Annotated in this window: 10 protein-coding genes; 4 read left to right on the top strand and 6 right to left on the bottom strand. The window is 68.1% G+C overall.

The genetic code is table 11. From position 1 onward, the window contains the following. Positions 1–88: 88 nt before the first annotated feature. On the top strand, positions 89–2,635 hold the full coding sequence (locus ACFQRE_RS02375; protein ID WP_380118464.1) for an ATP-dependent Clp protease ATP-binding subunit: 2,547 nt from the start codon (positions 89–91) through the stop codon (positions 2,633–2,635). Positions 2,636–2,802: 167 nt separating this feature from the next. Here ACFQRE_RS02375 and ACFQRE_RS02370 read toward each other — a convergent pair whose 3' ends face one another. After that, positions 2,803–3,492: a DUF305 domain-containing protein gene (locus ACFQRE_RS02370; protein WP_380118462.1), complete on the bottom strand. Its 690-nt coding sequence runs from the start codon at positions 3,490–3,492 to the stop codon at positions 2,803–2,805. Positions 3,493–3,700: 208 nt separating this feature from the next. Between ACFQRE_RS02370 and ACFQRE_RS02365 the strand changes: the two genes are divergently transcribed. From ACFQRE_RS02365 to ACFQRE_RS02355, 3 genes are all read left to right on the top strand, one after another. Beyond that, positions 3,701–5,089, top strand: coding sequence for an LVIVD repeat-containing protein (locus tag ACFQRE_RS02365; RefSeq protein ID WP_380118460.1), 1,389 nt, complete (start codon positions 3,701–3,703; stop codon positions 5,087–5,089). Positions 5,090–5,329: 240 nt separating this feature from the next. Beyond that, a complete protein-coding gene (locus ACFQRE_RS02360) occupies positions 5,330–6,742 on the top strand; it encodes an LVIVD repeat-containing protein (protein WP_380118458.1) in 1,413 nt (470 codons plus the stop codon). Between the two features lie 101 nt (positions 6,743–6,843). After that, positions 6,844–7,374 carry an amino-acid N-acetyltransferase gene (locus ACFQRE_RS02355; RefSeq protein WP_380118456.1) on the top strand — a complete coding sequence of 177 codons (531 nt, stop codon included), beginning with the start codon at positions 6,844–6,846 and terminating at the stop codon, positions 7,372–7,374. A gap of 7 nt (positions 7,375–7,381) precedes the next feature. Here ACFQRE_RS02355 and ACFQRE_RS02350 read toward each other — a convergent pair whose 3' ends face one another. From ACFQRE_RS02350 to ACFQRE_RS02330, 5 genes are all read right to left on the bottom strand, one after another. After that, positions 7,382–8,917, bottom strand: coding sequence for an MFS transporter (locus tag ACFQRE_RS02350; RefSeq protein ID WP_380118454.1), 1,536 nt, complete (start codon positions 8,915–8,917; stop codon positions 7,382–7,384). Then, entirely contained in the window at positions 8,914–9,828 is a 915-nt protein-coding gene (locus ACFQRE_RS02345) for an A/G-specific adenine glycosylase (RefSeq protein WP_380118452.1), read from the bottom strand. The genes ACFQRE_RS02350 and ACFQRE_RS02345 overlap by 4 nt, the downstream gene beginning before the upstream one ends. 17 nt (positions 9,829–9,845) lie before the next feature. Continuing rightward, entirely contained in the window at positions 9,846–10,898 is a 1,053-nt protein-coding gene (gene disA / locus ACFQRE_RS02340) for a DNA integrity scanning diadenylate cyclase DisA (RefSeq protein ID WP_380120389.1), read from the bottom strand. A gap of 174 nt (positions 10,899–11,072) precedes the next feature. Continuing rightward, the gene (gene radA, locus ACFQRE_RS02335; RefSeq protein ID WP_380118449.1) at positions 11,073–12,464 is read right to left on the bottom strand and encodes a DNA repair protein RadA; all 1,392 of its coding nucleotides are present in this window, start codon (positions 12,462–12,464) and stop codon (positions 11,073–11,075) included. Positions 12,465–12,587: 123 nt separating this feature from the next. Continuing rightward, positions 12,588–15,110, bottom strand: a complete 2,523-nt coding sequence (locus ACFQRE_RS02330; RefSeq protein WP_380120387.1) for a glycoside hydrolase family 65 protein — start codon at positions 15,108–15,110, stop codon at positions 12,588–12,590. Positions 15,111–15,114: the final 4 nt, after the last annotated feature.

Raw genomic sequence — 15,114 nt, 5'->3', positions numbered from 1 at the left:
TTCGTGACGGTCCATGTGAACAGGCCACCACGGCATACAGGGAGCGGGGATAGCATCGAGGTGACTCGAATAGTCAGGAGCCAGCACCATGTTCGAACGGTTCACAGACCGCGCCCGCCGGGTGGTCGTCCTCGCCCAGGAAGAGGCGCGCCTCCTCAACCACAACTACATCGGCACCGAGCACATCCTGCTCGGCCTCATCCACGAGGGTGAAGGTGTTGCCAGCAAGGCCCTCGAGAGCCTGGGGATCTCTCTCGATGCCGTGCGCGAGCAGGTGCAGGAGATCATCGGCCAGGGCCAGCAGGCCCCGACCGGTCACATCCCGTTCACGCCCCGCGCCAAGAAGGTCCTCGAGCTCTCGCTGCGCGAGGCCCTTCAGCTCGGCCACAACTACATCGGCACCGAGCACATCCTGCTTGGCCTGATCCGCGAGGGTGAGGGAGTTGCCGCCCAGGTCCTCGTCAAGCTCGGCGCCGACCTCGGTCGCGTCCGCCAGCAGGTCATCCAGCTCATCTCGGGCTACCAGGGTGGCAAGGAGGGCACGACGGCCGGCGTCGGTCAGGGCGGCCCCGCCGAGGGCACCCCCGCCGGTTCGCTCGTGCTCGACCAGTTCGGTCGCAACCTCACCGTGGCTGCTCGCGAGGGCAAGCTCGACCCGGTCATCGGGCGTGAGAAGGAGATCGAGCGGGTCATGCAGGTGCTGTCCCGCCGCACCAAGAACAACCCGGTGCTCATCGGTGAGCCCGGCGTCGGCAAGACGGCCGTCGTCGAGGGTCTTGCCCAGGACATCGTGCGCGGTGAGGTTCCCGAGACGCTCAAGGACAAGCAGCTCTACACGCTTGACCTCGGCGCGCTCGTCGCTGGCAGCCGCTACCGCGGTGACTTCGAGGAGCGCCTCAAGAAGGTCCTCAAGGAGATCCGCACCCGCGGCGACATCGTGCTGTTCATCGACGAGATCCACACCCTCGTCGGTGCCGGTGCGGCTGAAGGCGCCATCGACGCTGCGTCCATCCTCAAGCCGATGCTGGCCCGCGGTGAGCTCCAGGTCGTCGGTGCGACGACCCTGGACGAGTACCGCAAGCACATCGAGAAGGACGCCGCGCTCGAGCGCCGCTTCCAGCCGATCCAGGTGGCCGAGCCGACGTTGGCTCACACCATCGAGATCCTCAAGGGTCTGCGCGACCGCTACGAGGCGCACCACCGCGTCTCGATCACCGACGCCGCGCTCGTCGCGGCCGCCAACATGGCCGACCGCTACATCAACGACCGCTTCCTGCCCGACAAGGCCATCGACCTCATCGACGAGGCCGGCGCCCGACTGCGCATCCGCCGCATGACCGCACCGCCGGACCTGCGCGAGTTCGACGAGAAGATCCAGGCCGTCGTGCGCGAGAAGGAGTCGGCGATCGACGGGCAGGACTTCGAGAAGGCGGCGCGTCTGCGCGACGACGAGAAGAACCTGCGCAACGAGAAGTCGCAGCGGGAGACCGAGTGGAAGTCGGGTGACCTCGACGTCGTCGCCGAGGTCGACGAGGAGCTCATCGCCGAGGTCCTGGCGGCCTCGACCGGGATCCCTGTGTTCAAGCTGACCGAGGAGGAGTCGAGCCGACTGCTCCACATGGAGGACGAGCTGCACAAGCGCGTCGTCGGCATGGACGACGCCATCAAGGCTCTGTCGCAGGCGATCCGTCGCACGCGCGCTGGTCTGAAGGACCCGCGTCGCCCCGGTGGCTCGTTCATCTTCGCCGGTCCGACCGGTGTGGGCAAGACCGAGCTCGCCAAGACGCTCGCGGCCTTCCTCTTCGGTGACGAGGACAGCCTCATCCAGCTCGACATGTCGGAGTACTCCGAAAAGCACACTGTCTCAAGGCTTTTCGGCTCGCCCCCCGGCTACGTCGGCTACGAAGAGGGTGGGCAGCTCACCGAGAAGGTCCGGCGCAAGCCGTTCTCGGTCGTCCTGTTCGACGAGGTCGAGAAGGCCCACCCCGAGATCTTCAACTCCCTGTTGCAGGTCCTCGAGGACGGTCGCCTCACCGACTCCCAGGGTCGCGTCGTCGACTTCAAGAACACCGTCATCATCATGACGACCAACCTCGGTACGCGTGACATCTCGAAGGGCTCGCTCGGCTTCTCGGCCGGTCCCGAGACCCAGAGCAGCTACGACCGGATGAAGGCCAAGGTGGTGGACGAGCTCAAGCAGCACTTCCGCCCCGAGTTCCTCAACCGCGTCGACGACACGATCGTCTTCCCGCAGCTGTCGCAGGACGAGATCATCCAGATCGTCGACCTCGAGATCGCCAAGCTCGACAAGCGCCTCAAGGACAAGGACATGGGCATGGAGCTCACGCCCATGGCCAAGACGCTGCTTGCCAAGCGCGGCTACGACCCCGTGCTCGGTGCGCGACCGTTGCGTCGCACCATCCAGCGCGAGATCGAGGACGTGCTGTCCGAGAAGATCCTGTTCGGTGAGCTCAAGGCCGGCGAGATCGTCGCGGTCGATGCGACCGGTGAGGGCAAGGACGACACGTTCACCTTCGCGGGTGCCCGCAAGGCCGAGATCGTCGAGGTCCCGATCGTCGCTGCTGCCACGGGCGGCGCCGTCGGCAGTGAGCCGGCCGCTGCGGCCGGCGAGTAGCCAACAGCCTCACCCAGCCAGACAACAAAGGCGGGGTATGCCGGAACGAGAGTTCCCGGCATACCCCGCCTTTGCGTTGTCCCCCAGGCGACTTCGTGCCCCGCACGGACACGATGTGGGGCGTTCAGCCAACGGAACGTGTCCGTGCGGGGCACGAAGTTTCAAGCTCAGGAGAGGCGGGCGAGCATGGTCTGCATCTGTTGGATCTGCTTGGTCTGCGTCACGTTGATGTCGGCGGCCATCTCGCCGACCTTCTCGTCCGAGGCACCCTTGGCGTGCTCACCGACCATCGCGAGCGCGCCCTGGTGGTGAGCGGTCATGAGGGTGAGGAACAGCCGGTCGGCTTCCACTCCGGACGTCTTGCCCAGGGCGGCGAGCTGAGCGGCCGTGGCCATGCCCGGCATGCCGGCGTGGTCATGGTCGCCGAGGCGCGGGTTCGTCGCCTGCGGGGGGACGGTCTGCTTGCGTTCCTCGAGCCAGGTCTTCATGGTCAGGATCTCGGGCTGCTGCTCGTCGGCGATCCGGGAGGCGAGCGCCTTGACCTGGGTGTCGGCGAGGCGTGGCGTTGCCGTCTCGACCATGACGATGGCCTGGGCGTGGTGGACGATCATGTCCTGATAGAAGGTGACGTCGCCCGGTCGCACCGTGGTGGTGGGGACAGGGGCCGCGGCAGTGCCCGTGAGGGTGGCATTGGGTTCGCCCGGCAGGCCCGGCTGGAGCACCGGCCCGCTGGGAGTCACGGCCGTGGAGGACGGCAGGGGCTCCCCATCGCCCGTGCAGCCGGTGAGCCCGATCAGGGTGGTCGCGACGAGGAGGGCGAGGACTGCGCTGCGCGGTTGATGAACACGAGAAACCATGGGGCGCACTGTAGTTGGCCAGCCTCCACGTCCGCTCGCCCGAACGGGCCGAACTGGCCGAACTGGCCGAACTGGCCGAACTGGCGGGTAGACAGTTCTTACCGAATATTTACGCCGTTCGCGCAGATTCTGCGGGAGGCTGGGGCCAATTGCAGTCGTCACCGGGCGCAGCCCTCAACGAAGGCCGGGCCCCAGGGTAGGAGGAATCATGAGAATCGTGCGTTCTCTGGGGGTGGCGGCCGTCGCGGCCCTGACCGCGCTCACCGGCGCGACCGTGGCCTCGGCGGCCGACGGCATCGGGCTGTGGGGGACCCAGCTCGCGCCTGACCAGATCGGCCGCAGCGCCAATGTGGAGCACCTCTTCAACACTCCGCACGCCGGGCCGTTGGCCTCAGGGACCGGCACCGACATCGCGTTCTCGGGCAACAAGGCGTTCGTCGGCAACTACAACGGGTTCGTCATCTACGACATCTCGAACCCCGCATCGCCCACCAAGCTGGCCACGGTGAGCTGCCCCGGTTCCCAGAACGACGTGTCGATCTCGGGCAACCTGCTCTATCTGTCGACCGACTCCTCGCGCAACGACTCGAGCTGCTCCTCGGTCTCACAGTCGGCCACGATCAAGGCGGCGTGGGAGGGCATCAAGATCTTCGACGTGTCCGTCCCGACCAACCCGACGTACCTCGCGGCAGTCGAGACCAAGTGCGGCTCGCACACCAACACCCTCGTGCCCGGCGGCGCGAACGACTACATCTACGTGTCGTCCTACAGCCCCAGCACCCAGACTCCGGACTGTCTCCCGCCGCACGACCTCATCTCGATCGTCGAGGTTCCCAAGGCCAACCCCACTGCGGCCAAAGTCGTTGCGACGCCTAATCTCTTCCCGGACGGTGGCACCCAGAACAGCAAGCTGCTCGCCGGCGGCACCAGCGGCTGCCACGACATCACGGCCTTCCCCGCCAAGGGGATCGCGGCCGGGGCCTGCATGGGTGACGGGATCATCATGGACATCTCCAACCCGGTCGCGCCAACGGTTCTGTCCCGGGTCTCCGATCGCAACTTCGCGTTCTGGCATTCGGCGACCTTCAACCAGGACGCCACCAAGGTCGTCTTCACCGACGAGCTCGGCGGCGGCGGGGCGGCCACGTGCGACGCGAAGAACTACAACAAGCGGGGTGCCGACGCGATCTACGACGTGTCCGCCACCAAGCAGCTGACCTTCAAGTCGTACTTCAAGATCGCACGTCATCAGGGCAAGTCCGAGAACTGTGTCGCCCACAACGGGTCGATCATCCCGGTCGCCGGTCGTGACGTCATGGTCCAGTCCTGGTACATGGGCGGAACGTCGTTCTGGGACTTCACCAACAGTGCGGCACCCCGAGAGATCGGCTACTTCGAGCGCGGACCCGACGGCGGCGTCGGTGGGGGCGGCGGTGGCACCTGGTCGTCGTACTACTACAACGGCCACGTCTACTCCTCCGACCTCGGCAAGGGCTTCGACGTCCTGAAGATCACCGACCCCGACCTGCAGGGAGCCGCGCTCGTGCAGATGGGTGAGCTCAACCCGCAGAGCCAGCCGGTCTACGCGACCCCCTGAGCGTCACCCTGTCCTGCCGGCCGTCCGCGTCCCATGCGCGGGCGGCCGGTTCGCGTTGTGGCGCCTCCACCCACCGGAGCCGGGCGAACCGGGCGAACCGGACAAGACCGGACAGAACTCGCGAGTAGTTACTTCTTACCAAACCTTTACCCCACTGTCGGAACTTATGCGCGAGGCTGAACGGCACCCGCACATCACTTGGGCGCACTCGCGGGGGTTGCGCCCACCGGAGGAGGAAACATGAGAATCCTGCGCTCCATCGGGGTGGCCGCCATCGCCACCCTCACCGCGACAGGCACAGGTGCCGTGGTGGCCGCAGCCGCGCCCGGAGACGGTGTCGGTCTGTCCGGCACTCAACTGGCCGCCGACCAGATCGGCCGCAGCGCCAACGTGCAGCACCTGTTCAACACTCCCCACGCCGGACCCCTCGCGGGCGCCACCGGCTCCGACATCGCCTTCTCGGGCAACAAGGCGTTCGTCGGCAACTACAACGGCTTCGTCATCTACGACGTCTCCACCCCCGCCTCGCCCACCAAGCTCGCGACAGTGAGCTGCCCCGGGTCGCAGAACGACATCTCCATCTCGGGCAACCTGCTCTACCTGTCGACCGACTCGTCGCGCAATGACGACTCCTGCGCATCGGTCGCGCAGTCGGCGACGATCAAGGAATCGTGGGAGGGCATCAAGATCTTCGACGTGTCCGACCCGACGAACCCCCGCTACCTCAAGGCCGTCGAGACCAACTGCGGCTCGCACACCAACACGCTCGTTCCCAGCGCGAACTACGACTACATCTACGTCTCGAGCTACTCCCCGAACGCGACCTTCCCTGACTGCCAGCCGCCGCACGACGCCATCAGCATCGTCAAGGTCCCCAAGGCCAACCCGACGGCCGCCGCCGTGATCGCGGCCCCCAACATGTTCCCGGACGGCGGCAACCCCGGTGGCACCCAGCCCTCGGGTGACAGGTACTCCGCGACGACCGGCTGCCACGACATCACGGCATACCCGTCCAAGAAGATCGCGGCCGGCGCCTGCATGGGTGACGGTGTCATCTTCGACATCGCGAACCCCGAAGCCCCCAAGGTCATCGAGACCGTCCAGGACACGACGAACTTCGCGTTCTGGCACTCGGCAACCTTCAACAACAAGGGCACGAAGGTCATCTTCACCGATGAGCTCGGTGGCGGTGGCCGGGCCACCTGCAACGCGACGGTCGGTTCGACCCGTGGCGCCAACGGTATCTACGACCTGTCGGCCGACAACCAGCTGACCTTCAAGTCGTACTACAAGATCCCGCGCCACCAGTTCGACAGCGAGAACTGCGTCGCCCACAACGGTTCCCTCATCCCTGTCAACGGACGCGACGTCATGGTCCAGTCCTGGTACATGGGTGGCACGTCCTTCTGGGACTTCACCGACTCCGAGAACCCCCGTGAGATCGGCTACTTCGAGCGCGGACCCAACGGTGGCGTCGGTGGTGGCGGCGGTGGCACCTGGTCGTCGTACTACTACAACGGCCACGTCTACTCGTCCGACCTGGGCAAGGGCTTCGACGTCCTCAAGATCACCGACCCCAGCCTCAAGAAGGCGGCCGGCGTGAAGATGAACGAGCTCAACCCGCAGAGTCAGCCGGTCTACCAGACCCGCTGACTCACGGACCAGAGCGTCAGTCGGGACGCTCACCAAGGACCGGCCGTCCGTGCCTCGTGCACGGGCGGCCGGTTCTTGCGTATGCCGGAATACTGGGTCGCATGTCCCCCGCACCTGAGCGCCCGGCCGAGTCCGACGGCATACTCATCCGCTCTGCACGCACCGCGGACGTGCGCCCGATGCGCGCCCTCGTCGCACCGCTCGCCGAGCAGCGCGTCCTCCTGCAGAAGGAGTCGGTGGCGTACTACGAGGCCATCGGCGACTTCGTCGTTGCCGAGCGTGACGGTGAGGTCATCGGCTGCGGCGCGGTGCACGTCCTCTGGGAGGACCTCGCCGAGATCCGCACCCTCGCGGTGTCGTCGTCGGCGCTGGGACTCGGGGTCGGAACGCAGATCCTCACGCGGCTCGTGTCGCGAGCAAGGGAACTCGGTGTGGAGCGGCTGTTCTGCCTGACCTTCGAGACCGCGTTCTTCGAGCGGCACGGGTTCGCTCCGATCGAGGGGCAGGCCGTCGAGCCCGAGGTCTATGCCGAGCTCCTGCGCTCCTATGACGAAGGTGTTGCAGAGTTCCTCGACCTCGAGCGGGTCAAGCCCAACACCCTGGGCAACACCAGGATGCTCCGAGTTCTCTGAATCATTCTCAAGCGGCGTGAGTTCCGGTGCGGCGGATCTGGATCGAGGCGAGTAGCACCAGGACGAGCAGGCCGCTGATGGCGCCGAACCCGAGCTGCGGGATGAGGGGCAACGCGATGCCGAGCCCACCTCCGAGCACCCAGGCGATCTGCAGCACCGTCTCGGACCAGCCGAACATCTGGGTGCGGACGTTCTCCGCGACGTCGCGCTGGATGATCGCGTCGGTGCTGAGCTTGATGACCTGGGCGCACAGTCCCGCCGACAGGCCGAGGATCAGCAAGGTCACGAGCGAATAGGCGAGCGCCGTGGCGAGTGACGTCGCGACAATGACGACGAGCGCAGTGGCGACGAGTCGGTCGGGTCGCAACTTCCTGGCCGCATTGCCGACGACCGTGCCGAGGGCATTGCCGGCACCGGCTGCCCCGACCACCAGTGCCAGGACCAGCGTGCCGCTGTAGCCCGGGATGGGGTGCTCGCGCATGAGGAAGGCCATGAAGAGGGTGAGGAACCCGGTCAGCAGGCGGGCACCCATGGCGCTCACGAGGGTGGCCCGCACCGCCACCGGCAGCGCCCGCAGTCGTGCCCCGATCCCATTGCGACTTCGTGCCCCGGACGGACGCGCGCTCTGCGCCGAAGGCCGCTCGCGGGTGTCCGTCCGGGGCACGAAGTCGGAGGTAGGAGCGGGGTTGACGGTGTCCTCGATGTCGAACTCGCCGACCGAGGAGTCCACGCGACCCGGCAGACGGATCGCGAGAACCGTCCCCACGACATAGATGGCGAACGCCAGCCGCAGCGACCAGTCCGGGCCGATGCGGGACACCGCTCCGGCGAGCCCGCCACCGACCGCCATGGCGGCGACACCGGCCAGAGCCATGCGGGAGTTGGCGCTGACGAGCGTGAAACCCGGTGGCAGCAGGCGTGGGATCGCGGCCGATCGCGTGACGCCGTAGGCCTTGGACGCCACCAGGCACCCCAGCGCCGCGGGGAAGAGCCACACCGAGCCGGTCGCCACCGCACCGGCGAGCACCCAGCAGAGGAAGGCCCGCAGAGCCAGGGTCGTGCCGATGGCCCAGCGGCGACCGTGGCTGAAGCGATCGAGCAGCGGCCCGAGGAAGGGTGCGAGCAGGGCGAACGGTGCCATGGTCAGCAGGAGGAACTGCGCCACCTGTGCTCGGGCCTCATCGGTGGGGATGGCAAAGATCGTGCCGGCCAGACTGACGGTGAGGGCCGCGTCGCCGCAGATGTTGACGAAGTGCAGCTCGACGAGGCGAGCCAGACCGCTCTCGCCGGCGCCCGCGGACTGGACGTAGGCGCGAGCCTTCTGGGTCCCGGCGCGACTCCCTCGACCGGCGACGCGGGCACCGCCGACGGTGCCGCGGCCGAGCACCTTGAAGGCCTTCGTGGCACCGGCCCTCACGCCATAGGGGTCAGGAGGCGTTCGGCGACCCGCATCATTGGCGTCCGGCGGCTGGGGAATGGGCTCGGTCGGCTCGGCCCTGCGCAGCGGCTCGGTCGGCTCCTTCGGCTCGTCGTGAGCACTCATCGCGCCACCTCCGCGTGACCCGGAAGGGCGAAGTGGTCCTCGCCCACCGGCTCGACGAGACCGTCCTCGATGAGGCCGCCGAGGCAGCGGTCGACCTGCTGCTCGTCCTGGCCGGGGGCAAGTTCGCTGCGCCCCAACGCATGTGGGACTTCCCGCAGCGCCTGCACGATGATGCCGCGGACCTGTCGGTCGGTGCCGTGCCACTTCTGCCCCCGCCGGACAGGACCGTCGTATGCCGGTCGGCCGGCCACCTGCCACGCGCACCGTGCGCGGACCGGGCAGTCCTCACACCGAGGGGCCCGAGCCGTGCAGACGAGGGCACCGAGCTCCATGACTGCAACGTTCCACACCGCCGCGTCCTGATCAACGACCGGCAGCAGGTCGCGAGCCAAGTCGACCTCGGCACGGGTCAGCGACGGGGCAGCCTGCGCCGCACCGGACACGATGCGCGCCTCGACCCGGCGCACGTTGGTGTCGACGACGACCGATCGGTCGCCGAACGCGAATGCCGCGACCGCTGCCGCCGTGTAGTCACCGATACCGGCCAGGGCGAGCAGGTCGGCCTGGTCACGAGGCACCTCGCCACCGTGTCGCTCGACGATGGCGACGGCAGCCTCGCGCAGCCGCAGCGCCCGACGCGGATAACCCAGTCGGCCCCACGCCCGCACGACCTCGCCCGGCGACTCGACCGCCAGGTCGGCCGGTGTCGGCCAACGCGACATCCATTCGCGCCAAGCGGGTTCGACCCGGGCCAGCGGCGTCTGCTGCGCCATCACCTCGGACAGGAGCACACCCCACGGCGAGCACGACGGGTCGCGCCAGGGAAGCGGTCGGGAGTGCACGGCATACCAGTCAAGGATCGACCGGTGCAGGAACTCCACGTCAGCCGTGGGCGGGAGCGCGATGCTCACGATGGTCAACGCCAGGGTCAGACGTAGCGCTCGAGGATGCTGCTCTCGGCCAGGCGCGACAGGCCCTCACGCACGAGTCGGGCGCGGCCTTCGCCGACACCCTCGACGCCCATGAGGTCGTCGACGCCGGCGGCCAAGAGCTTCTGGAGGCTGCCGAAGTGTTCGACGAGACGGTCGACGATGGCACCGGGCAGACGCGGCACCTTGCTCAGCATGCGGTAGCCGAGCGGGCTCACCGACGAGTCGAGAGCGTCCCCGACAACCGTGAAGCCCAGTGCCTTGGCACCAGCTGCCGGGTCGAGGAGCTCGGTGGCGTCGATGTCGGTGAGGTTGGCGATGGCCCGGTCGAGGTCGTGCTCGCCGCGCGACTCGTGGAGGTAGTCGCGGATGACGAGGCCGAGGTCGTCGGACAGGCCACCGGTGAGCTCCTCGAGCTGGAGGCTGAGGAGGCGGCCGTCGGTGCCGAGCTGGAGGACGTAGTCGCCGATCTCGTCCTTGATCCGGCGCACCATCTCGAGGCGCTGGAGGACGTTGGCGACGTCGCGCACGGTGACGAGGTCCTCGATCTCGAGCGCCGACAGGGTTCCGGTGACCTCGTCGAGGCGCTGCTTGTAGCGCTCGAGGGTCTGCAGGGCCTGGTTGCCGCGGGACAGGATGGCGCTGGAGTCCTCGACGACGAACCGGTTGCCGCCGACATAGAGGGCGACGATGCGCATCGACTGGCTCACCGAGACGACGGGGAAACCAGTCTGCTTGGCGACACGCTCGGCGGTGCGGTGACGAGTGCCGGACTCGCTCGTCTCGATCGACGCGTCGGGCACGAGCTGGGTCGCGGCCCGCAGGATCCTGGTGACATCGCGGTCGCAGACGATCGCGCCGTCCATCTTGGCCAGCTCACGCAGGCGGGTCGCGGAGAACTCGACGTCGAGCGGGAAGCCACCTGTGGCGATCTCGTCGATGACCTTGTCGGTGCCGAGCACGATGAGGGCTCCGGTGCGGCCGCGCAGGATGCGTTCGAGTCCGTCACGCAGCTCGGTCCCGGGCGCGACGGCAGCGAGCGTCGTCCGCATCAGCTCGTCATCCACCAGCGGCGTGGCCACGTGTCCCCTTCGGTCTGTCTGCTTGGCGCGCGGTCAGGTGCACCGGTGCCTCTCGGCGAGTCTAACGGCGCGGTATGCCGCCCGGTCCCGTGACCGAGTCACGGCCCGGTCACCTTGTGGGCCGGGTCCCGCCCGGGCATGGGGTCAGCGGGCGACGACGGGTACGACAGTCATGGTCACGGCCTCGAGGACGGTCGCGACCTCGATGACGCGCAGACCATCGGGCACAGGACCACCGCCCAGAACCCCGGGCGGCACGATCGCCGTGGTGAAGCCGAGTCGCGACGCCTCGGCCAGGCGTCGGTGCGCCCCTGTCACGGGTCGCAGCTCGCCAGCCAGACCCACCTCACCGAACGCCACTGTGCCCACCGGGAGCGGTTGGTCGTTGATCGCACTCGCGAGCGCCAGCGTGAGGGCGAGGTCGGCAGCGGGCTCGGTGATGCGCACGCCCCCGACGGTCGAGACGAACACGTCCTTGCGACCGATGGGCGCCTTGGCCCGGGTCCCCAGCACGGCCAGGATCATCCCGACGCGCGAGGAGTCGAGCCCGCTCGTGGCGCGACGCGGGTTGGGCATCTCGGTCTGGTCAACGAGGGCCTGGACCTCGGTGACGAGGGGTCTGCGGCCCTCCAACGTCACCGTGACGCAGGTGCCGGGAACGGCGGCGGTGCGGTTGGACAGGAACAAGCCGCTGGGATCAGCGAGCCCCGTGATGCCGACGTCGGACAGGTCGAAGCAGCCCACCTCGTCCGTCGGGCCGTAGCGGTTCTTGACGGCTCGCACCAGCCGGAGCCGACTGTGCCGGTCACCCTCGAACTGCACCACGACGTCGACGAGGTGCTCGAGCACCCGCGGCCCCGCGATGGAACCGTCCTTGGTGACGTGTCCGACGAGCAGCACGGCGATCCCGCGCGCCTTGGCCACCGCGATCAGGCTCGCAGCAACTTCGCGCACCTGCGAGACGTTGCCTGCTGCCCCCTCCACCTCGCCGCTGCTGATGGTCTGGACGGAGTCGATGACGACGAGTTCTGGTTCAACCTGGTCGATCTGGCCGAGCACCGTCGCGAGGTCCGTCTCGGATGCGAGGAAGAGCGTGCGCGCCATGGCCTCGATGCGTTCGGCGCGACTGCGCACCTGCGCCGCCGACTCCTCACCACTGACATAGAGGACCCGACGCTCCGCGCCCGGCTCACCACCTCGCGCCGCCCGCCCGGCCACATCCAGGAGCAACGTGGACTTGCCGATGCCGGGCTCACCCGCGACGAGCACGACGGCACCGGGCACGAGCCCACCACCGAGCACCCGGTCGAACTCGGGCACACCGGTCCCCCGGGCCTGCGCCCTACTCACGTCGACCTCGCCGATGGGCAGGGCCGGACGCTCGACCGACTTCGCCGCAGTCGTCCGAGCCGAGACGGCGCCGACTTCGGTCACTGAGCCCCAGGCCTGGCACTCACCGCACCGCCCGACCCACTTGGCCGTCGTCCAACCGCATTCAGTGCAGCGGTATGCCGGTCGGGTCGTCTTCGCTGCCATGCGCGCCAACCTAAACGACCCCCCTGACACACCTCGACTTCGTGCCCCTTACGGACGCGGTCCCCCGGCCGAAGGCCTCCCTCAGCGTGTCCGTACGGGGCACGAAGTCGAGCGAGAGGAGAGTCAGTACCCGGTGGGAACCGCCATGCGCCTCGTGTCTCCAGTGGGAACGACGCTCGAGATCACCGTGCCGTCCTCGCGCACGATCTCGCTCGGAGCCTTCGGGGACCCGGCGATGCGCGGCCCCTGATCGGCCAGCGCGACCGTCACCGGCTCCGCCGCGGTCACGGTGATCGACTCGCCGCGCACCGAGAACGTCAGTGGTCCGTCGCCGTCCTCGATGACCAGCTCGAGCTCCTGCGCCCGCACGGCGATCCGAACTCGAGTCCCTCGCAGACAGAGCCGATAGGTCAATGACTCCCACCCGACGGGCAGGCGCGGGTCGATCGCGAACTGACCCTCGTGCTCGTCGCTGCCGAGGTCGCGGAACCCACCGAACCCCGACACCAACGCGCTCCACACGCCACCGGTCGAGGCGACGTGCACGCCGTCCGCGGTGTTGGCGTGTCGGTCGGCGAGGTCGACGAAGAGCGCCGACAGGAAGTAGCGATAGGCCAGGTCCTGGTAGCCGACCTCCGCCGCGATGATCGACTGCACGACCGCCGACAGCGTCGAGTCGCCGGTGGTGATCGGGTCGTAGTACTCGAAGTCCGCGAGCTTCTCCTCCGGCGTGAAGTCCTCCCCCTGCAGGAACAGCGCCAGGACGACGTCGGCCTGCTTGAGCACCTGGAAGCGATAGATCACCAGCGGGTGGTGGTGCAGCAGCAGCGGCCGCACCGACGCCGGGGTCTTGGCCAGGTCCCACATCTCCCGCTCGAGGAAGTGGTCGTCCTGCGGGTGGATGCCCAGGTGCTCATCGAACGGGATGAACATTCCTGCGGCACAGTCGCGCCACTCGGCGACCTCGCCCGGTTCCAGCTCGGTCCTTCGGACCATCTGGGCGTATGCCGCAGGGTCACCCTCCGCGATCGACTCCACCGCCTCGACCGCGCGCCGCAGGTTGAAGCGCGCGAGAACATTCGTGTAGAGGTTGTCGTTGACGACGGCGGTGTACTCATCCGGACCGGTCACGCCATGGATGTGGAAGGTCCGCTCCTTGTTCGGGTGCATGCGCCAGAACCCGAGGTCGGCCCACAACCGCGCGGTCTCCACGAAGATGTCGACGGCCTCGCGGTCGAGGAACTCGACGTCCCCGGTCGCCCCGACGTACTGGCTCAGGGCATACGCGATGTCGGCGTCGATGTGGTACTGCGCGGTGCCGGCCGCGTAGTAGGCCGACGCCTCGTGTCCGTTGATGGTCCGCCACGGGAAGAGCGCACCCTTCTGCGAGAGCTCACCGGCACGGATCCTGGCCGAGTCGAGCAACGAGAGACGAAAGCGCATGGCGTTGCGGGCGGCATACGGCATCGTGTAGGTCAGGAACGGCATCACGTAGATCTCGGTGTCCCAGAAGTAGTGACCGCCGTAGCCGGACCCGGTCACCCCCTTGGCGGGGATGCCGTAGGTCTCGGCACGCGCCGACGCCTGGGCGAGCGCGAAGAGGTTCCAGCGGGTGGCCTGCTGGATCTGGGGGTGGCCCGGGATCTCGATGTCGGCGCGCTGCCAGAAGGAGTCGAGCCACGCACGCTGCTCGTCGTACTGGTGCTGCAGACCCTCCTCGGCGACCCGGTCGAGGGTGCGCTCGCACCGGTCGAGGAGCTCACGGGGCGGGACGCTGTTGGCCGTGTGCGCCGAGACGAGCTTGGTCAGCCTGATCGGGGTGCCCTGCTGCGCCTGGATGCGATAGATCATCTTGGCGCTGTCGTCGTCGGTGTGGACGGTGGCGCGGTACGGATTTGCGGTCTCGAGGGTGTGGTCGGCGACGAGTCCGAGCGTCATGCCGCTGTCGGCGCACTGGTAGCCCAGCCACAACCGACCCGTCTCGAGGTCGCCCTCGCTGACCTCGGGCAGGAGGACACGCTCCCGGAAGGCTTCGGCCTTGCGCGGGTCGGCGATGCCACCCTTGTGGGCCTCGGGGCCCTCCTTGGGAAGGTCCTGGCGGTTGAGGACCTGCGAGGAGATCTGCACCGGTCCGTTGCCGTCGAGCAGGGTGACCTCGAACGTCATCGCCGCAAGGTGGCGCTGGCTGAGCGAAACCATGCGGGTGCTCTTGACCTCGACGCGCGTGCCGCTCGGCGTGCGCCACAGCAGGGTGCGCGACAGGACGCCAGTGCGGAAGTCGAGGGTGCGCTTGTAGTCGAGGAGGTCCGCGGTCGAGAGCTGGAGCGGCTCGTCGTCGACGTAGAGGCGGATGACCTTGGCGTCAGGGATGTTGACGATCGTCTGCCCGACGCGGGCGAAGCCGTAGGCCTCCTCGGCGTGGGTGATCGGCCACGTCTCGTGGAAGCCGTTGATGTAGGAACCGTCGACATGGGCGTCGCGGCTCTCCTCGTAGTTGCCGCGCATCCCGAGGTAGCCGTTGCCGACACTGAACAGCGACTCGGTGACGCCGAGGTCGTCGGCGCTGAAACGGGTCTCGGTCAGCGCCCACTCGTCGAGAGGGAAACGGCTGCGGTCCAGCGGGTCGTCGCTGATGTCGAGCGGCATCGCG

The sequence above is a fragment of the Knoellia pratensis genome, from assembly GCF_042666395.1.
Classification (GTDB): Bacteria; Actinomycetota; Actinomycetes; order Actinomycetales; family Dermatophilaceae; genus Knoellia; species Knoellia pratensis.
Note: the sequence above shows the minus strand (reverse complement) of the source record. Positions and strands in the feature narration are given on the sequence as shown.

Excerpts from the sequence above, each read along its gene's own strand:
- ACFQRE_RS02350 (WP_380118454.1), bottom strand. The coding sequence starts at position 8,917 with ATGAGTGCTCACGACGAGCCGAAGGAGCCGACCGAGCCGCTGCGCAGG.
- ACFQRE_RS02355 (WP_380118456.1), top strand. The coding sequence starts at position 6,844 with ATGTCCCCCGCACCTGAGCGCCCGGCCGAGTCCGACGGCATACTCATC.
- ACFQRE_RS02330 (WP_380120387.1), bottom strand. The coding sequence starts at position 15,110 with ATGCCGCTCGACATCAGCGACGACCCGCTGGACCGCAGCCGTTTCCCT.
- radA (WP_380118449.1), bottom strand. The coding sequence starts at position 12,464 with ATGGCAGCGAAGACGACCCGACCGGCATACCGCTGCACTGAATGCGGT.
- ACFQRE_RS02375 (WP_380118464.1), top strand. The coding sequence starts at position 89 with ATGTTCGAACGGTTCACAGACCGCGCCCGCCGGGTGGTCGTCCTCGCC.
- ACFQRE_RS02365 (WP_380118460.1), top strand. The coding sequence starts at position 3,701 with ATGAGAATCGTGCGTTCTCTGGGGGTGGCGGCCGTCGCGGCCCTGACC.
- ACFQRE_RS02360 (WP_380118458.1), top strand. The coding sequence starts at position 5,330 with ATGAGAATCCTGCGCTCCATCGGGGTGGCCGCCATCGCCACCCTCACC.
- ACFQRE_RS02370 (WP_380118462.1), bottom strand. The coding sequence starts at position 3,492 with ATGGTTTCTCGTGTTCATCAACCGCGCAGCGCAGTCCTCGCCCTCCTC.
- disA (WP_380120389.1), bottom strand. The coding sequence starts at position 10,898 with ATGCGGACGACGCTCGCTGCCGTCGCGCCCGGGACCGAGCTGCGTGAC.